The organism is Vreelandella azerica (assembly GCF_013112225.1).
Classification (GTDB): Bacteria; Pseudomonadota; Gammaproteobacteria; order Pseudomonadales; family Halomonadaceae; genus Vreelandella; species Vreelandella azerica.
This window is the reverse complement of record NZ_JABFHI010000005.1, coordinates 181,485-197,085: the sequence shown is the minus strand read 5'-3', so window position 1 is coordinate 197,085 and position 15,601 is coordinate 181,485. Positions and strand designations below refer to the sequence as shown.

The following is a 15,601-nucleotide window of genomic DNA, read 5'->3' as shown; positions in this document are numbered from 1 at the left end:
TCCTCCTTGTGGAGATGATGAATCATAGCTTAGGCACCTGTCCAAATTTTGGGGTCCACTTCAATCAACATCCTTGGAAAATCTGAAAAATTAAAGACAGCAAGCCTTCTTACAAAAAGTTCAGCTTGTTTAAACTTCACATAAATCATCCCCTATGGCATGCTGCAATGCGTTTTTCGATATTTCTCGCGGAGAAAACAATGAGCCTTGGGGCCCGGCTTATCCTGATTGCGGTTGGTCTGGTGTTAGTAGCAGCCCTGGCTACCTGGCAAGTCTTTGATCGAATGATCAATGGCGTTATTGAGCAATGGGGAACACAGGTCGCCGAAGTCCAGGTTCGCTACGATAGCGCCCGCCTGCTGCGACCTCTGGAACGCGAAATAGCCCTGGCGCGGCAAATGGCTGACTCTCCAATCATCCAGGACCTGGCGCATACCCCGGATAATGACAACCTTTTTCAGAATGCCCTGGCTGAAATGGAGCGCTTTCGCGGCAACTTTGGCGCCAATAACTACTTTATTGCCTACGCCCACAATGGCGCCTATTACTACAATAATGCCGATAATGAGTTTGCTGACCAGCGCTTGCGTTACTACCTGTCAGAAGACGACCCTGATGATGCCTGGTTCTACCGTTTGATCGAACAGGGCCGCGATATTCACCTCAACGTTAACCCTGATACCGAACTGAACGTCACCAAACTCTGGATTGATGTGCTGATGCGTGACCGGGTAACCAATGACATCCTGGGTATCGTGGGTACCGGCATAGACCTTGAAACCATCCTGGCTGAAACCGTCGCGATTGATCAGCCCGGCATTACCACTATTTTTGTTGACCATGGCGGTGCCATCCAGCTGTATCGCGACCGTAACTTTATTGAATATGCCAGCCTGGTCAAACCGGAGGGGCAAAAAGCCATCTGACGCAGTTGATCAGCGGGAGTGAAAGCCGCCAGCACACCCTCAGCCTGCTGGAGACGGCCAAGACAACACCGGGTGATATTCACACTGCATTTGTGTCAGTGGAGAACAAACGCCACCTGATGGGCGTTGTCTGGCTGCCCAGTGTTGGTTGGTATGAAGTCACCCTGATGGACCTGGATGTGATCATGCCCTCCTCGCATTTCATGCCTTTACTGCTGACGGGCATCAGCATTCTTATAGTCAGCATCGTGTTGCTGCATGTTGCCGTGCGGCGCTTTGTGTTGAAACCGATCAGCCAGCTCGAAGCCGCCATGCAGGCCCTCAAGGGCGGCTACTATGATAGCCGTGAGCTGCCCAAGGGAAACGGCGAGATGGCTCGGCTGATCTGGCATTTCCGCGACATGGCCAACACCATACAGACACACACCAACGAGTTGGAAAGCCGAGTAGAGGCACGCACGGCTGAACTCGACAAACTGGCCCGCTTTGACTTGTTGACAGACCTGCTGAATCGCCGTGGTACTGAAGAGGCCCTGAAACAGACCCGCCTTAGAGCCGATCGGGAAGAGCAGCCGCTTTGCCTGTTATGGCTCGACATTGACCGCTTCAAGCTGATCAACGATAACCACGGCCATGAAGCCGGTGATCTGGCTCTCCAGCAGGTCGCGGACTGCCTGCGCGAACAGCTACGCCCCTATGATGTAGCAGGGCGCTGGGGAGGCGACGAATTCCTGATCATGCTCTACCCCTCAACCCATCAGGATATGCAGCAGATTGCTGAGCGGCTGCGTCATCGGATAGCGGATCAGGTAAGCCTCAATGGCGAGCCGATTACCGTCAGTATCGGCGGATATTGCACTAACGAAGTCGAACCTCTCGCGGACATCCTCGCCTACGCCGACCGAGCGCTATACAAGGCCAAGTCAGAAGGGCGCAACCGGATCTGCACCGTCAAGGTGCCCCTGGCCATCCATACGCCGGGACGTCCAACCACCGCGAATAAACTCCATCAGATCATCGGCCAGCAGCAGCTCGCCATCCTGAGGGTGAATGCCAATGCGCAATGGGCGCCCCTGACGCCTGGCCTTGTGAGCCTGAACAGCATTCCAGCCGCGCAAAAAGTGGCGCGCAAGCGGGTATCCGCTTCAAACCCCACCAATGGCAGAGGCTCAAGCTGGCCGGAGCGGGTATCCAGCAGGCCACGGGTGACCTCGATACGCCGATAGGGCAGCATCGGCCAGCGTGCCTTGGGCAAGGCCCCCAGCGCCCAGGCAGGGGGCACGTAGCTGCTTGGCGCTGGCAGGCCATGGCGCTCAAACCAGGCAGCACTACGGCGCATCAAGGCTTCTATGCCTTCTGCGTCCAAGGCCAGATGTTCAGCCACATCGCGGGAGATCAGGGTGGAATGCAAGCGGTGCCAAAGCCCTTTTACATGCCGCACTTTATGGTGCCAGCCGTGGGCGGCAAGCTCGATGCCCTGGGCCGACCAGTCGGCCAGTTGGCGAATATCCTCCGCCTGCCAATCCCGCCCCGGCACCACCAGCAGGGTAATAGCGTCATGGCCATTATCCTGAAGCTGCCCGATCAACCCGCGTACCCGCTCCAGGGTTTCAGGCATCACATCATGAATACTGATCAGGGCCTTCATGACCGCCCTCCCCGTGCATGGCCGGCAAGCACGTCCAACCATTGCGCCACGGTTTGCTGGTTCAGTGTGATAGCCGCCTGGCGAGCCTTCTGCGCCATTTCCTGCCAGCGTTCAGCGGGCCACTCGGCCAAGGTATCGAGAATGCTGGCAACGCTCTCCCCCTGGCGCAGCGGAATCAGTACACCTGCCAGTTGCTGCCAGTCGTGAATACCGGCATTCTCGGAAACCAACGCTGGCCGACCGCGAGACAGGGCTTCCAGGGCAATCGAGCCAAACGTTTCCATATGCGAAGGCAGCACCAGCAGGCTCGACTGGTCGATCAAGGCGCGCAAATCATCGCGGCTCAGCCAGCCTCGGTAGTCAAGGTTATCAAGCTCCCTGGCGGCCTGCTCGACGACCTTGCGCAGCGGCCCGTCGCCGCCCATCACAAAATTCAATTCAGGATGGCATCGGGCAGCCTCAATAAAGGCATCAATATTCTTTTCCGCCGCCAGCCTTCCCGCATAGCAGACCTGGGCCAGGGTTCCCGGTGGGGGCACCGCTGGTGCTTCCAGAAACCCCGGTTCGAGAGGTGTTCCCATGATGTCCACCTGGGTGGCGCCAAGTTTTTTCACCTGCTGCACCAGATCGCTATTATTGACCAGCACGGTGCCACTGCGGCGGCTGATAAAGCGGTTAACTCCTTGCAGAAAGCCATTGATCACACGCTTTTTGACAGGCCCCCAGTACAGATCGGCCAGCCCCTCAAAATCCGTGTGATAGGCAGAAATAAAACCGCAGCCATGACGCCGCGCCATCCACAACCCCAGCATGCCAAAAGGCCCGGGCGTGACGCTGACAATGATATTGGGGCGCAACTCGGCCAGCTGGCGGTTAACCCGCCACAGGTTGGGCACCACCAGCCGCTGGGTGGCATCCCCGGGTAACGGGACAGAAAGAATATCCACCCGCCCACGGGGCTTGGGCTGGAGGGTTTCCACAGTAGCCACCTGCTGGTGTAAATGAGCCAGCAAGTCATGGTAGTAAGCGCCTGTGCCATTACGCTCGGCCAGTGAGTCCGAGAAGATCGCAACGCGTAGCTGTTTGGCCGCCAGCCGGGGCGCTTCGGGGGAATACTCGGCAGTCTCGTTCACGTCTTTGTCCGGGTTCGATGAGGAAGAGCTATCAGCTGATAGTAGAGAGGCAACAGGCGTTGCTCAAGCGGTGATTGAGCTAACACCAGGGCAGCGCCGCTATTGGCGCGCGGGCGATGGGGGCGCTTCGGCAGCGCAAGCAGATGGGTTTCCAGCCTCTCGCTCACTTTAACCTCTAACTGCTCAAGGGCTGCGGGAATCACCTCACCGGGGGCAGCGCCCAGGTCGGCCATATCCACCACGACCGCTCGCCCGGTTGGCCAGCGGGTCAGCGTCTCGTTCATATACTCCAAGGTATCCGCGAACTGCTCGGCAAACAGCTGCTGAAAAGCGTCAGCGTTCACGGCGCTGCCAAACAGCGCACGGGCGCTGTCGATGGAGCTGATCTGAGAGTTCAGGGCCGCCAGCGGCTCGCGCACGCAGATAATAAAGCGCCCATCCGGACACAACGCATAAAGCCCCTCAAGCCAGCTGCCGAAGGCGGCATTCTTGGACAGCAGACGCCGCTGGCCACCGTCCACATACATATGGCGCTGCAGACAGCTGTAATAGAATGCCAACAGCCGCTGTCGCCGCTCTCGCGGCATCTGCCGATCCAGATGGCCCAGCTGCTGCAGACCAACAGCAGCGGGAAAGGCCAGCAGCATGATAAAGCAGCCGGCCACCGGCAGCAGCGCCAGGTAATCTTCTTCGGCCGCCTCCAGCCCCACTTCGTGAATATCATCCAGCCCACCCGCAAGGCGTCGCGTCAAGGCATTCACGCCGCGCTGCCCCAGCCCGCCCAGGCGCTGATCCAGCCAGGCCAGAGCATGGATGATTTTGCGCTGAACAATGGACGGCGCCAGCAGCGCCTCCCAGGTGGTCAAGGTGGTATAGCGCTCGTGGTCGATGGCCAGGGTACGGTGCAGAAAAGTGGTGCCGCTGCGCGGAATACCGGTCACAAACAGCGGCTGTTTGATAACCACCTTCCGGTAGCCGGGAAACAGCAGCTCATCCAGCAGCAGGCAGACCGCATGGATCAGCTGCACCAGCAAGAACAGCGGCATCCCCAACAGCAGAACGGCGGCGCGCCTGAGTGTCATGGGTGCCAGCGGGTCGCGCCAGCGCACCAGCGCGCTCAGCCACCAGCCCAGATAGCGGCCAAGCCCTTCGGCCAGGGGGCGTAGATGCTTCATGGTTCCTTGAATACCAGCTTGTGAGAAAAGACGTAATTAAAGCTCATGCCCACCAGGCCTCCCAGCCAGACCCCCAACAGAGGCAGCCAGAAAGTTGCCTCTGGCATAACGCCCATTCGCCCACCCAGCGCCACCGTTAGCGCAAAAACGCCGTAGTTAAGCAGGCCACCCAGCGCAAAGACCGAATAGAACCGCCATAAATCCGCCAGCAGATGACGAAAGCGCCGCTGATGATGGAAGGTAAAATGGCGGTTCAGAAAATAACCGGCGGTCATGGCCATAAAATACGAGAATACCCGGGCCAGATAGACATTGGCATCAAGACCTTCATGCAGCCCGTACAGCGCGCCGATATCGATCAGAGCAATGCTGCAGGCCACCATCGCAAAACGCCCGAAGGTGGCCAGAGAACTGCTGGATGTTAGAAGACGCTTGATCATGCTTTGAGTTTATCTGGCCTGCAGCAGGATACCAGCGGGTAACCTTCATCCGCCAGGCGCAGGGCCAGGGCAGCGATATGGGCAGGGCCAACTTCGCAGCAACCGCCCACCAGGGTAGCGCCTTGCTTAATCCAGCCCAGGGCAATCTCGGCATAGGCGGCTGGGCCCAGATCCTTGCGCGAGGTCAGCTTGTCCACGGTGCCCCCGGTTGCAGCGGTGCCACTGAGGTAAAGCCATTGGCGTAGCCACCAAAGGGTACGCCCAACCCGGAAAGCTCCCCCATGGCAGCCGTCACCGCTTCAGGTACCGAACAGTTGACCAGCACCGTCTCGGCGCCTGCGGCAACCACCGCCTTGGCCGCAGCGGCCAGAGGCTCACCGGAACGCAGCCGGGTGCCATCGCCGTCATCAACGGAGAACGCCACCCACACCGGGAAGCGTCTTTCCACCGCTGCCTGGGTTGCGGCAAGCGCCTCGCGGGCCAGCGACATGGTTTCACACAAAAAGACATCCACTCCCGCGGCCTGCTGCTCAACCAGGCGACGATAATCACGCTGGCAGGTCGCCTCATCCGGCACGCTGTCAGGATGATAACTGGCCACCAGCGGCGGCAGGCAGCCTGCTATGCGCACCTCTTTCTGGCCGCTTTCGTCCCGCGCCTGATGGGCCGCTTTTAGCGCCGCAGTGTGCAGCGTCTCAAACATTGCAGGGTCGCCATCACGGGCCAGGCGCTGGGGCGTGGCGCTGTAGTTATTCAGCTTAATCACCCGAGCGCCCGCCGCGATGTAATCCCGGTGGGCCGCGACGACCAGATCAGGCTCATCCAGCATCACCTGGGCAGACCACAGCGGCGTGACCGGGCGCTGACTGCGCTTTCTCAGTTCCTGGCCCATGCCACCATCAAGCAATACGATATTTTCTTTCACTTGGCTATTCCCCTACCTGGAGGCCGTCGAGTTGCTATCTTCTTGCCCATCGCCAGTGTAACGTTTCAGGCCGATGGTAAGCGCCGAGGTTACAAGATTAACCTTACAATCGCGATGACTTTTCAGAAGGATTCAGCATGCAGTCTGACCCGCATTATTACCCCTGCTCCTCACGCCGCATGGTCACCTTTGGCCAGCACGGCATGGTCGCCACCTCGCAATCACTGGCGGCTCAGGTAGGCAGCGATATCCTCAGGCAGGGCGGCAATGCCGTGGATGCCGCGATTGCCACAGCCGCGGCGCTGACCGTGGTGGAACCCACCTCCAACGGGCTTGGCAGCGATGCCTTTGCGATTGTGTGGATGAAGGGCGAACTCTATGGCCTGAATGCCAGCGGCCCGGCGCCGCAAGGCATTTCCTGCGACGCCGTCACCGCCCTCGGCCATAGTGAGATGCCAGCCAACGGCTTGCTGCCAGTGACCGTACCCGGCGCTCCAGCGGCCTGGGCCGCGCTCTCCGAGCGTTTTGGCAAGCTCGACTTTGCACAACTGCTGACTCCAGCCATTCAACTGGCGGAACGCGGCTTTGCGGTCTCCCCGTGGTCAGCCAGCTTTGGCAGCAGGCGGAACATCGCTACCGCCAGTGCGAGCAGCCCGAGTTTGCCCCCTGGTTTGCTCATTTTGCACCCACAGGCCATGCGCCGCAGCCAGGGGAAAGCTGGCGCTCTCCTGATATGGCCAAGAGCCTGCAGCGTATCGCTGATACCCGAGGCGAGGCCTTTTATCGCGGCGAGCTGGCAGATGAAATCGACGCCTTCTCACTCCAGCACGGCGGTTTTCTGCGCAAACAGGATCTGGCGGACTTTACGCCGGAGTGGGTCACGCCCATCAGCGTGCGTTATCGCGGCCACGACATCTGGGAAATTCCGCCCAACGGCAGCGGCATGATTGCCCTGCAGGCGCTAGGCATGCTGGAAGCCCTTGGCAACGAACCACGCAACCCTGTGGATGCCCTGCATCGGCGTATTGAGGCCACCAAACTGGCCTATGTAGATGGCCTGCATTACATCACTGAGCCCGACGAGATGACCGCAAACCCTGAGCAAATGCTGTCTTCGGATTATCTGACCGCCCGCGCCCGCCTGATTGGCGAAAACGCCCTCCTCCCTAAGCACGGCAACCCCATCAAGGGCGGCACCGTCTACCTGGCCACGGCCGATGCGGAAGGCAATATGGTGTCGTTTATCCAGAGCAACTTTGATGGCTTCGGTTCCGGCATGGTGGTGCCGGGTACCGGTATCAGCCTGCAAAACCGTGGCTGGTCGTTTTCACTCAGCCCAAACGATGCCAACGTGCTGGCGCCGGGCAAGCGCCCTTACCATACGATTATTCCGGGCTTTATTACCCGCGGCGAACAGGCGGTGGGGCCCTTTGGCGTCATGGGTGGTTTCATGCAGCCCCAGGGGCATGTGCAGGTCGTCATCGCCTTACTGGAAGAATTGCTTAACCCCCAAGCGGCGCTTGATAAGCCGCGCTGGAAATGGACCCACGGCAAGACGGTTGAGGTCGAACCGGATTTCCCCGACCACCTGGCTCAGGCGCTGGCCCGGCGCGGCCACACTATTGTCAGAGCCAACGATGGCCTGACTTTCGGGCGCGGCCAGATCATTCTACGCTCAGCCAACACAGGCGGGTTGCAGGGCGGCACTGAACCCCGCGCTGACGGCGCGGTATTGCCTGTGTAGCGCTCATTGAGTGTCACGCTAGGCCTTCCACCAACCGGGCAATAACGCCTGCAGCTTTGGCGCAGTAAAGCGGTCATCCAGCAGTTCAATCAGGCCGTTATCATCCGGGCTGCGGATGACCCGTCCCGCTGCCTGCACCACTTTCTGCAGGCCGGGGTAAAGATAGGTATCGTCATCGCCCTGCCCAAAACGCGCCTGAAGCCGAGCCGCCTGGGCCTGCTTAAAGTGGCCAAAGGGCGGCAGACCCAGAGTGGCAATATAGACGCCGACCAGAGCATCGCCTGGCAGGTCGATCCCCTCGGCAAAGACTCCGCCCAGCATGGCCAGCCCGACCACCCCGCGCTGGCGGCGGAACACCTCGATAAAAGCCTCACGCTCCGCTTCACGCATACCGGCCTGCTGGGCATGCAGCGGCAGCGACGGGGCAACGGCAGCCAGGTGGTGCTGCAGGCGCTGCAGATAGGCAAAGCTGCTGAGGTAGATCAGATAGTTCCCCGGTTGCGCCGCATACTGGCGGCTGACCCGCTGGGCAATTGGCGCCAGCGAGCGGTCCCGGTCACGATAGCGGGTGCTGATCCGCGGATAACGCACCTCGACCTGGGCCGCACGGAACGGGCTGGCAATCGTCTGCGCCACCGTGCGGGGTGGCAGGCTCAACAGGTCACGGTAAAAGCGCGTCGGCGTCAGGGTAGCCGAAAACAGCACGCAGGCATGGGCGGCCTTGAAGCGCTCGGCAATCAGATCCCCCGGCACCACATTGTCAATCGCCAGGGTAGCCAAGCGCCCTCGTCGAGCGCGACCACCCTGGCGGCTCTGACGGCTGACCAGCGTTACCGAGCACAGCGAATGCTCGCCAAAGTCGTCCGCCAAGCGCATAAAGCCTAAGGCATCAAACAACAGCGTCTGCAGCTCGGGCACCACCGCATGCTCGGTCATATAGGCGGTCAGGTCATTCACCAGCCGCTGCAAGGCGCGATTCAGCTCGCCAGGCACCTCTTCCAGATAACGGGTCAGCGGTTCACCATTGGCCTGCTCGCTATCATAGGTCTTGATCAGGCGCCGCCAGGTCCGCTGAAGCGCCTCAAAGGTAGGCGCCAGGCTTTTCGGGGCGGCGCGCTTGGCAATACTGACATCCGCTTGGCGCAAACGGGCGGAATACATACCGCGGGCGCGGTCGACCAGATTGTGCGCTTCATCCACCAGCGGCATCACCCGCCAGCGGTTCTGACGGGTCAACCCATACAGCAGCGCCTGGCGGTCGAAGTAATGGTTCACATCGCCGACCACCACATCGCTCCAGCGGGCCATTTCCTGGCCGAGGTAATACGGGCAGATGGCATGCTCGGCCGCCAGCTGCTGAAGGCGCTGCCGGGTGAGCCAGCGTGCCTGGGCGGCCGCTTCCCTGGCCGCAGGCAAGCGGTCGAAGAAGCCGCTGGCCAGCGGGCAGCTATCGCCATGGCAGGCGCGGTCAGGGTATTCGCAGGCTTTTTCCTTGGCGGTCAGCTCGACGATTCTGAGCGGCAACGGCGAGGCAGAGGATGAGCTATCGACCAGCTGCTGCAGGCTGGCCAGCACGGGTTCGCGCCCTGTGGTGCGGGCGGTGAGTACAAACAGGCGATCAAGCTGCTGCGCTGGCATGGCCATCAAGGCAGGAAACAGCACGCCCAGGGTTTTGCCCAGGCCGGTGGGTGCTTCCAGCAGCAGGGTGCGTCGGGTGCTGGCAGCTTTATAAACCGTCTCGCTCAGGCTGCGCTGGTGGGGGCGAAAACCGGCAAACGGAAAGCGCAGCTGCTGCAGCGCCTGATCCCGCTCGCCGCGGTGTTGCTGCTCCTGACGGTGCCAGGCCTTGAACCGACGGCACAGGGCTTCCAGCTCGGCCATCAGCTCTGCCCGCGTCATGCACGCCTGCTCAACGGTTTCCTGGTGGCTGCTGATATCCACGTACACCAGACGCAGCTTCACCTCTTCCAGGCCATCGCGCTGGCATAGCAGGGCGCCGTAGACCTTGAGCTGCGCCCAGTGCAGACGATGCTGGCCCGCGCCGATGCGCGACAGGTCACCTCGGTGGGTCTTGATTTCTTCCAGATAAACCGGCATGGCTTCCGCGTGGTAGCCGTCTGCGCGACCGCGTAACTGAACGCCCAGGCACGCCCCTTCCAGCAGGTACTCCGCCTGATACCCAGCCGGGCGCTGCGACTGCGCCCATTGATGCCCGGCAATCCCCTCTTCCGCACTGGGCGAGGGCGTATAGCGATACTCCAGGCTACCGGTGCGGGCGGCAAACTCACACAGCGACCTGACCGCGACTTTCATAACGGGTCATCAGACGTCTGGGCGGTTTCGGCCTGCCAGCGCACATGGCAGACGCTAACGTTAACCCCCTGTGCTTGCAGGGCGTTCAGCCACAGCCGCTGGTGATCCTGCAGGCGGTCTCCCGGCCCTTTGACTTCAATCAGCTGATACGCCTCCGCCTGTTGATTAAAGGCAATCAGATCCGGCAGCCCACGGCTGTGATGGCGCAGGTCCAGCAATAGGTGTTCAAAGATAAAGCGCCAATCCGCGGCGGGAATACACGCCAGGGCCGCCTCCACGCGTTCGGGCGTCAGCGTTGGCCAATACACCAAGGAGCAGCGAATACCCTGCTTGCTGGCCAGCCGCTCGCGGATGATCTGGCGATAGCGACCGTCATCCAGCGCCTTGAAGGCCTGATCCACCAACGCCTGGCGCGCTTCAACAAACCCTGGCCGGAATAGATCCACAGGGCCCGCCTGGAAGGGGTGGAAAAAAGCACCGCGCACCGGCGCAAACAGCACCGGCCAGAACAGCAGCGCAAAAATACCGGTAAACAGATTGTTTTCAACGTGATAAAGCTGCCAGTCCGTATTGCTGAGCGCTTCAATCACCGCCTGTTCAACGCGCCCTGCCCCAGGCGGCAGGCTAAGTTCTTGCAACTTCAACGGCTCAACGCCCGGCTGCTCAACTACCAGCCCCGCCTTGCGGGCACTGCGTTGCAGAATGCGCTGGAGTTGAACGCGGGTTTCCGGCTGGGGAATCTGCGCCAGCGCCTCCACGGCCTCGGCGTATACCTGCTCAGGTGGCGCCAATTTTTCCTTCAGGCGCAGGGCGCGAACCCGGGCATCGCGGTGCTGGCTATGGGCATAAAGGGCCAGGGCAAGCTCACGCTCGCCCCGGCGTTCAGCTTCACGGCCAAGGCGAAACAGCACCCGTTGGCGGCGATAGTCCAGCCATTCGGTGCCCACGGCGTCAGGCAGCTGCTGGCTAAGCACCGCCAGCGCTTCACCTTGGGCGGCGCGCGCTTCCAGATCCGCCAGATGCAGGTACAGGTCTACTGCGTCACGCTGATGAAAAGGCCGCGATGCTGAGGTAAGGGGAACCTCTTCAAAGCGCTGCTGCTGCAGTTCGGTGACCACAAACTCTGACCACTGCTGGCGCAGGTTGCCAAAAAACATCAGCCGCAGGCGATCAAACAGTGCCGCCCGGCACAGCTCCACCACCTGCACCGGCGCTTGCGGCCACCAAGCGGTTAACGGCTGAGCACTACCGTCATCGGCCTCCAGCAGTTTCTCCACCAGCTGCGCCTTGCTGTGCGAGGCCAGCCAGCGTTCATTCGGCCTTAGGTGGCGCGCCAGCGCCAGGCACTCCGAGCGTTTCAGTGATTGGCAAAGCTGTTCCAGCGTCAACAAAGGGGCCACACTGACCCAGCCCGCGGTAGACAGAATTACCAGCGCCTGGTCAAGCTCCGGCACCTCCGCATACGTCAGGCCATCACGACGAAACAGCTCGCCTTTACGCATCACCATGCGCATCAACAGCGCCTGGGCAGGCTCAGGCAGCTGCAACAGCTCAGCCAGCGCGTCCGCTTCCTGCTGGGTCAGTAAATCCGCATAGTGGTTAAGGCAAAGGGAGATCACCTGCTCGGCATTGCGCAGGTAATAAAGCGGGTCATCCAGTGAGGTGGCCTTGATATCAGCGCTGGTCATGGTGGATTGAATGGTAATCTGGTTTCCTATGTGCATGATGGCATTATTAACCACAGTCAATCATGCCATCATAAACGTTCATCTTATGAGGACACCATGCGAACCTTGCAACTCAATGCCGATATGGGTGAAAGCTTCGGGCCCTGGGTGATGGGCCTGGATCATGAGGTGATAGCAATCTGTACTGGCTCACTGCCTTTACCCATGACCGTGAAGCCGACGCTTGTTGATCTGGTGCCTTCTGAGACTACCCTGCTGGCCCCAGCAAGAACACGTAATACAACACCATTTCCACCTTCATCATCCCAATACATGGAGAGGATTCTAGACGCTGAATCTTTGAATCCGTCGGGCGTATATGATTGCGTCAAAATCCTTTCTGGCCAGAATAACGCAAAGCTCTAAGGCCAGCTGGTGACTGCCATCTAAAGAAGCTGCGCCATTGTCATCGACATGGCGCAGTTGAATAGCAGTGCCGCTTCAGGGAACCTGACGGCGCGCTTTACGGTGATGGAAGTAAAGATATACCAGGCCAACTGGTGCAAGGAAAACTGCCCACCCCCAACACATAGTCATTGTGAATAGCTTCACTGGCAGCATGATAATGAGCGGGAGGTAAAACACGTTATTTCCCATAACGAAACCAATGATCTGTTCATAAACGAAGCGGGAGTAAGGATACAGCAGGGCATTGAGGACTAGCAGGGGAAACACTCCAAAGGGTACAGAGTCTGGTATGCCTTGGGTTACAGCGAAGTAGGTCAAGGCCGAAAGGCCAATACCGAATATTAGCTGGCGAAAGTAGTAGTTGCGGGACAGGCCGCCGAGGGTATCTTCGATAATAGGGAGCATATTCATCCTTCCATGGGGTTATTTTTTATAACGCAAATCGCTAATGAATAAGATTATATAATGGTATCTCTCAAAGTTCTAGAAGATGTGTAGCGTCTAAAAGTCTGTGCCGCGCAGATCCAGTCAAGGGCTGATGTTTTTATCCAGGTGCTTTTTGTCCAGTCAGAGGAGCTTTCTTATGCCCCAGAAAAAATTACAACTCAACGCCGATATGGGCGAAAGCTTTGGGCCCTGGGTGATGGGCCTGGATCATGAGGTGATGCCGTATATTGATCTGGCCAATATTGCCTGTGGCTTTCATGCCTCCGACCCGGATGTGATGCGCAGCACGGTGCGCATGGCCGTCGAGCATGGCGTGAAAGTGGGCGCTCACCCCGCCTACCCGGATCTGGTCGGTTTCGGGCGGCGCAGCCTGGCCTGTTCCGCGGCGGAAATCGAGAACCTGGTGCTATATCAGATCGGCGCGCTGGCAGCGATCTGCCGGGCGGAAGGCACCGAACTCAGCTACGTCAAACCCCACGGCGCCCTGTACAACGACAAGGCACGCAGTGAAGAGATCTTTACCGCCGTGGCCAAGGCAGTGGTCGCCTTTGACCCCAAGCTGCCCTTGATGACGCTGGCCATCCGCGACACCTCCCGCCTTAGACAGCTGGCCGAGGCGCAGGGCATTACCCTGCTGCTGGAAGCCTTTGCCGACCGTGGCTACGATGAAAATGGGCATCTGCTGTCGCGCCGCCTGCCGGGGGCCGTTCATCACGACCCGGATACCATCATCGAGCAGGCGCGGCGAATTGCTCAGGGCGAGGCGCTGACCGCCAGCGATGGCAGCGATCTGATACTCGAAGCGGATGCCCTGTGTGTGCACGGTGATAACGCCGAATCGGTGGCCTCGGTGCGCCGGATTCGCGAGATGCTGGAGACGCTATGACCATGGCTCAGCCCTTGCCCCGATTGGAGCGCGCTGGTCTGGATGGCTGGATGGTGCGCCTGTTTGAGCACATCGACGATAGCAATCTGCCCTGGCTGACGGCCCTGGCCCATGACTGTGAAGTCGCCTTTGGCTCAGCGCTGGTTGATCTGGTGCCCTCCTACACCACCCTGCTGGTGGTGTTTGACCCAGCCCAGCTGACGGTGGGGGCCGCGCGCCAGACGCTGACTCAACTGCTTACTAACTTAAGCCCGCAGGAAAACGCCACTGAAGGCAAGCTTCACGATATTCCCACCTGGTATGACGAAAGCGTAGGGCCGGATGCTAAACGGGTGGCAGCGCTCTCCGGGCTGTCGACTGAACAGGTGATCGAACGCCATGTTCAGCAGGAGTACCGCGTGTTCGCGCTGGGTTTTGCACCCGGGTTTGCCTTTATGGGGCTGCTTGACCCGGCGCTTCATTGCCCGCGCCTGGACACACCGCGTCAGCGGGTGCCGGCGGGCAGCGTGGCAATTGCCGGTCAGCAGACAGCAGCCTACCCCAGCGTCACCCCCGGCGGCTGGAACCTGATTGGGCGCACCGCCGTCAGGCTGTTTGACCGCCAGCGCGAAGGCTTCAGCCTGCTCAGAGTGAGCGACCGGGTACGTTTTGTCAGTATCGACCGCGCCCGCTTTGAAGCTGACGGTGGCGACACCACGCCGCTTAAGGCAGCACCCAGCCAACAGGAGGCACGCCGCTGATGAGTACGCTGATTGAAAAAGGCCTGGATGGCCTGCGTGTGACCCGCGCCGGGCCGCTGGCGCTGTTGCAGGATGCCGGGCGTTTTGGCGTTCGCCACCTGGGCGTGACCCAGGGCGGCCCTGTCGACCTGCATGCCTGGGCCTGGGCCAACCATCTGGCCGCTAACCCCTGGGGCACCACGGCGCTGGAAGTGACGTTTGGCGGGCTGGAACTGGTGGCGGAACGGGCCATGACCCTGGCCATCACCGGCGCCGACCTGGGCGCCCAGCATAACCGGCAGCCGGCCCCCTACTGGCAAGCATTCCAGGTCAAACCAGGCGACACCTTGACCTTTGCCACCCCAACAAACGGGCTGCGCAGCTACCTGGCCGTGGCGGGCGGCTTGCATGGTGAAGCGGTGATGGGCAGCACGGCCTGCGTGGTACGCGAACAGCTGGGGGAATCGACGGCCTGGGCCAACCCTTACGTGAGGGTGACCGCCTGATGGTGCAAAAAGCCACCCGCCAGACCCGTAAGTCATCGGCTACTGCGCCGCCAAGCCTCCCCGACTACAACGCCGACGCCACCCTCGATTGCCTGCCAGGCGCCCAGATCGACGCATTCAGCGGTAAAAGCATCTTCGATGCGTTCAATAGCCAGTGGCAGGTAGACCAACGCACCGACCGTATGGGCGTACGCCTCACCGGGCCAAGGCTGCGCTGTCACATCGACTCCATGATCTCGGAAGGTATTTCACTGGGTGCCATTCAGGTACCGCCAGATGGCCAACCGATTGCGCTGCTTAACGACAGACAGACAATTGGCGGCTACCCCAGGCTTGGTAACCTCACACTACTTGCTGCGTCACGCCTGGCGCAATGCCAGCCGGGGCAGAAGGTCCGGCTGCAGGCGGTATCTGTTGAGGTTGCGCAGCGCAAGCATCAGGTGTTTTTGGCGGGGTTTAGGGGCTGAGGTAGTGGGGGTTGGTAAGCGATCCACTGACCTCCTACTTGAAAACTCAATGGCTCTGACCCCATTGAGTTTTGAGAGATTTTGTTGGTATCGGCCAAAAACTGTCTTTAGAACTCGTGCATACTTGACCACAACCA

Annotated in this window: 15 protein-coding genes and 2 pseudogenes; 8 read left to right on the top strand and 9 right to left on the bottom strand. The window is 60.1% G+C overall.

Features of this window, described 5'->3' with window-relative positions; genetic code table 11:
- Window positions 1-200: 200 nt before the first annotated feature.
- Both HLB35_RS16580 and HLB35_RS17465 read left to right on the top strand, forming a co-directional pair.
- Complete coding sequence (locus HLB35_RS16580) at window positions 201-926, top strand: hypothetical protein (RefSeq protein ID WP_216601534.1); 726 nt, start codon at window positions 201-203, stop codon at window positions 924-926.
- Window positions 927-1,045: 119 nt separating this feature from the next.
- Window positions 1,046-1,861: pseudogene (locus HLB35_RS17465) on the top strand (GGDEF domain-containing protein); the annotation flags it as partial.
- A gap of 74 nt (window positions 1,862-1,935) precedes the next feature.
- Here HLB35_RS17465 and HLB35_RS17460 read toward each other — a convergent pair.
- From HLB35_RS17460 to HLB35_RS13050, 6 genes are read right to left on the bottom strand one after another with little or no spacing between them, the layout of a single operon-like run.
- Entirely contained in the window at window positions 1,936-2,574 is a 639-nt protein-coding gene (locus HLB35_RS17460) for a DUF2334 domain-containing protein (RefSeq protein WP_235937190.1), read from the bottom strand.
- Window positions 2,571-3,707 (bottom strand): glycosyltransferase, encoded by a 1,137-nt coding sequence (locus tag HLB35_RS13065; RefSeq protein ID WP_171702916.1) that lies wholly within the window; start codon window positions 3,705-3,707, stop codon window positions 2,571-2,573. Before HLB35_RS13065 ends, HLB35_RS17460 begins: the two co-directional genes overlap by 4 nt.
- On the bottom strand, window positions 3,704-4,882 hold the full coding sequence (locus HLB35_RS13060; RefSeq protein WP_171702915.1) for a sulfotransferase: 1,179 nt from the start codon (window positions 4,880-4,882) through the stop codon (window positions 3,704-3,706). Before HLB35_RS13060 ends, HLB35_RS13065 begins: the two co-directional genes overlap by 4 nt.
- Window positions 4,879-5,322, bottom strand: coding sequence for a GtrA family protein (locus HLB35_RS13055; RefSeq protein WP_171702914.1), 444 nt, complete (start codon window positions 5,320-5,322; stop codon window positions 4,879-4,881). The genes HLB35_RS13060 and HLB35_RS13055 overlap by 4 nt, the downstream gene beginning before the upstream one ends.
- Window positions 5,319-5,519, bottom strand: a complete 201-nt coding sequence (locus HLB35_RS17920) for a homocysteine S-methyltransferase family protein (protein ID WP_216601532.1) — start codon at window positions 5,517-5,519, stop codon at window positions 5,319-5,321. The genes HLB35_RS13055 and HLB35_RS17920 overlap by 4 nt, the downstream gene beginning before the upstream one ends.
- Entirely contained in the window at window positions 5,507-6,247 is a 741-nt protein-coding gene (locus HLB35_RS13050) for a homocysteine S-methyltransferase family protein (RefSeq protein ID WP_216601531.1), read from the bottom strand. Before HLB35_RS13050 ends, HLB35_RS17920 begins: the two co-directional genes overlap by 13 nt.
- A gap of 137 nt (window positions 6,248-6,384) precedes the next feature.
- On the opposite strand from HLB35_RS13050, the pseudogene HLB35_RS13045 reads away from it, so the two are divergent.
- Window positions 6,385-7,991, top strand: a pseudogene (locus HLB35_RS13045) (gamma-glutamyltransferase family protein).
- Between the two features lie 18 nt (window positions 7,992-8,009).
- Here the strand turns inward: HLB35_RS13045 and HLB35_RS13040 are convergent.
- Complete coding sequence (locus HLB35_RS13040) at window positions 8,010-10,304, bottom strand: ATP-dependent DNA helicase (protein ID WP_171702913.1); 2,295 nt, start codon at window positions 10,302-10,304, stop codon at window positions 8,010-8,012.
- On the bottom strand, window positions 10,301-12,046 hold the full coding sequence (locus tag HLB35_RS13035) for a VRR-NUC domain-containing protein (RefSeq protein ID WP_216601530.1): 1,746 nt from the start codon (window positions 12,044-12,046) through the stop codon (window positions 10,301-10,303). Before HLB35_RS13035 ends, HLB35_RS13040 begins: the two co-directional genes overlap by 4 nt.
- 42 nt (window positions 12,047-12,088) lie before the next feature.
- Here HLB35_RS13035 and HLB35_RS16565 point away from each other — a divergent pair, with 42 nt between their 5' ends.
- Window positions 12,089-12,397 carry a LamB/YcsF family protein gene (locus HLB35_RS16565; protein ID WP_216601529.1) on the top strand — a complete coding sequence of 103 codons (309 nt, stop codon included), beginning with the start codon at window positions 12,089-12,091 and terminating at the stop codon, window positions 12,395-12,397.
- A 75-nt stretch (window positions 12,398-12,472) separates the two neighbouring features.
- Here HLB35_RS16565 and HLB35_RS13025 read toward each other — a convergent pair whose 3' ends face one another.
- Window positions 12,473-12,844: a hypothetical protein gene (locus HLB35_RS13025; RefSeq protein WP_171702912.1), complete on the bottom strand. Its 372-nt coding sequence runs from the start codon at window positions 12,842-12,844 to the stop codon at window positions 12,473-12,475.
- Window positions 12,845-13,022: 178 nt separating this feature from the next.
- Between HLB35_RS13025 and HLB35_RS13020 the strand changes: the two genes are divergently transcribed.
- From HLB35_RS13020 to HLB35_RS18540, 4 genes are read left to right on the top strand one after another with little or no spacing between them, the layout of a single operon-like run.
- On the top strand, window positions 13,023-13,772 hold the full coding sequence (locus HLB35_RS13020; protein ID WP_171702911.1) for a 5-oxoprolinase subunit PxpA: 750 nt from the start codon (window positions 13,023-13,025) through the stop codon (window positions 13,770-13,772).
- Between the two features lie 2 nt (window positions 13,773-13,774).
- A complete protein-coding gene (gene pxpB / locus HLB35_RS13015) occupies window positions 13,775-14,512 on the top strand; it encodes a 5-oxoprolinase subunit PxpB (RefSeq protein WP_171702964.1) in 738 nt (245 codons plus the stop codon).
- Window positions 14,512-14,997, top strand: coding sequence for a 5-oxoprolinase subunit C family protein (locus HLB35_RS18545; protein ID WP_328731858.1), 486 nt, complete (start codon window positions 14,512-14,514; stop codon window positions 14,995-14,997). The genes pxpB and HLB35_RS18545 overlap by 1 nt, the downstream gene beginning before the upstream one ends.
- Window positions 14,997-15,464 carry a 5-oxoprolinase subunit C family protein gene (locus HLB35_RS18540; protein ID WP_422822457.1) on the top strand — a complete coding sequence of 156 codons (468 nt, stop codon included), beginning with the start codon at window positions 14,997-14,999 and terminating at the stop codon, window positions 15,462-15,464. The genes HLB35_RS18545 and HLB35_RS18540 overlap by 1 nt, the downstream gene beginning before the upstream one ends.
- Window positions 15,465-15,601 lie beyond the last annotated feature (137 nt).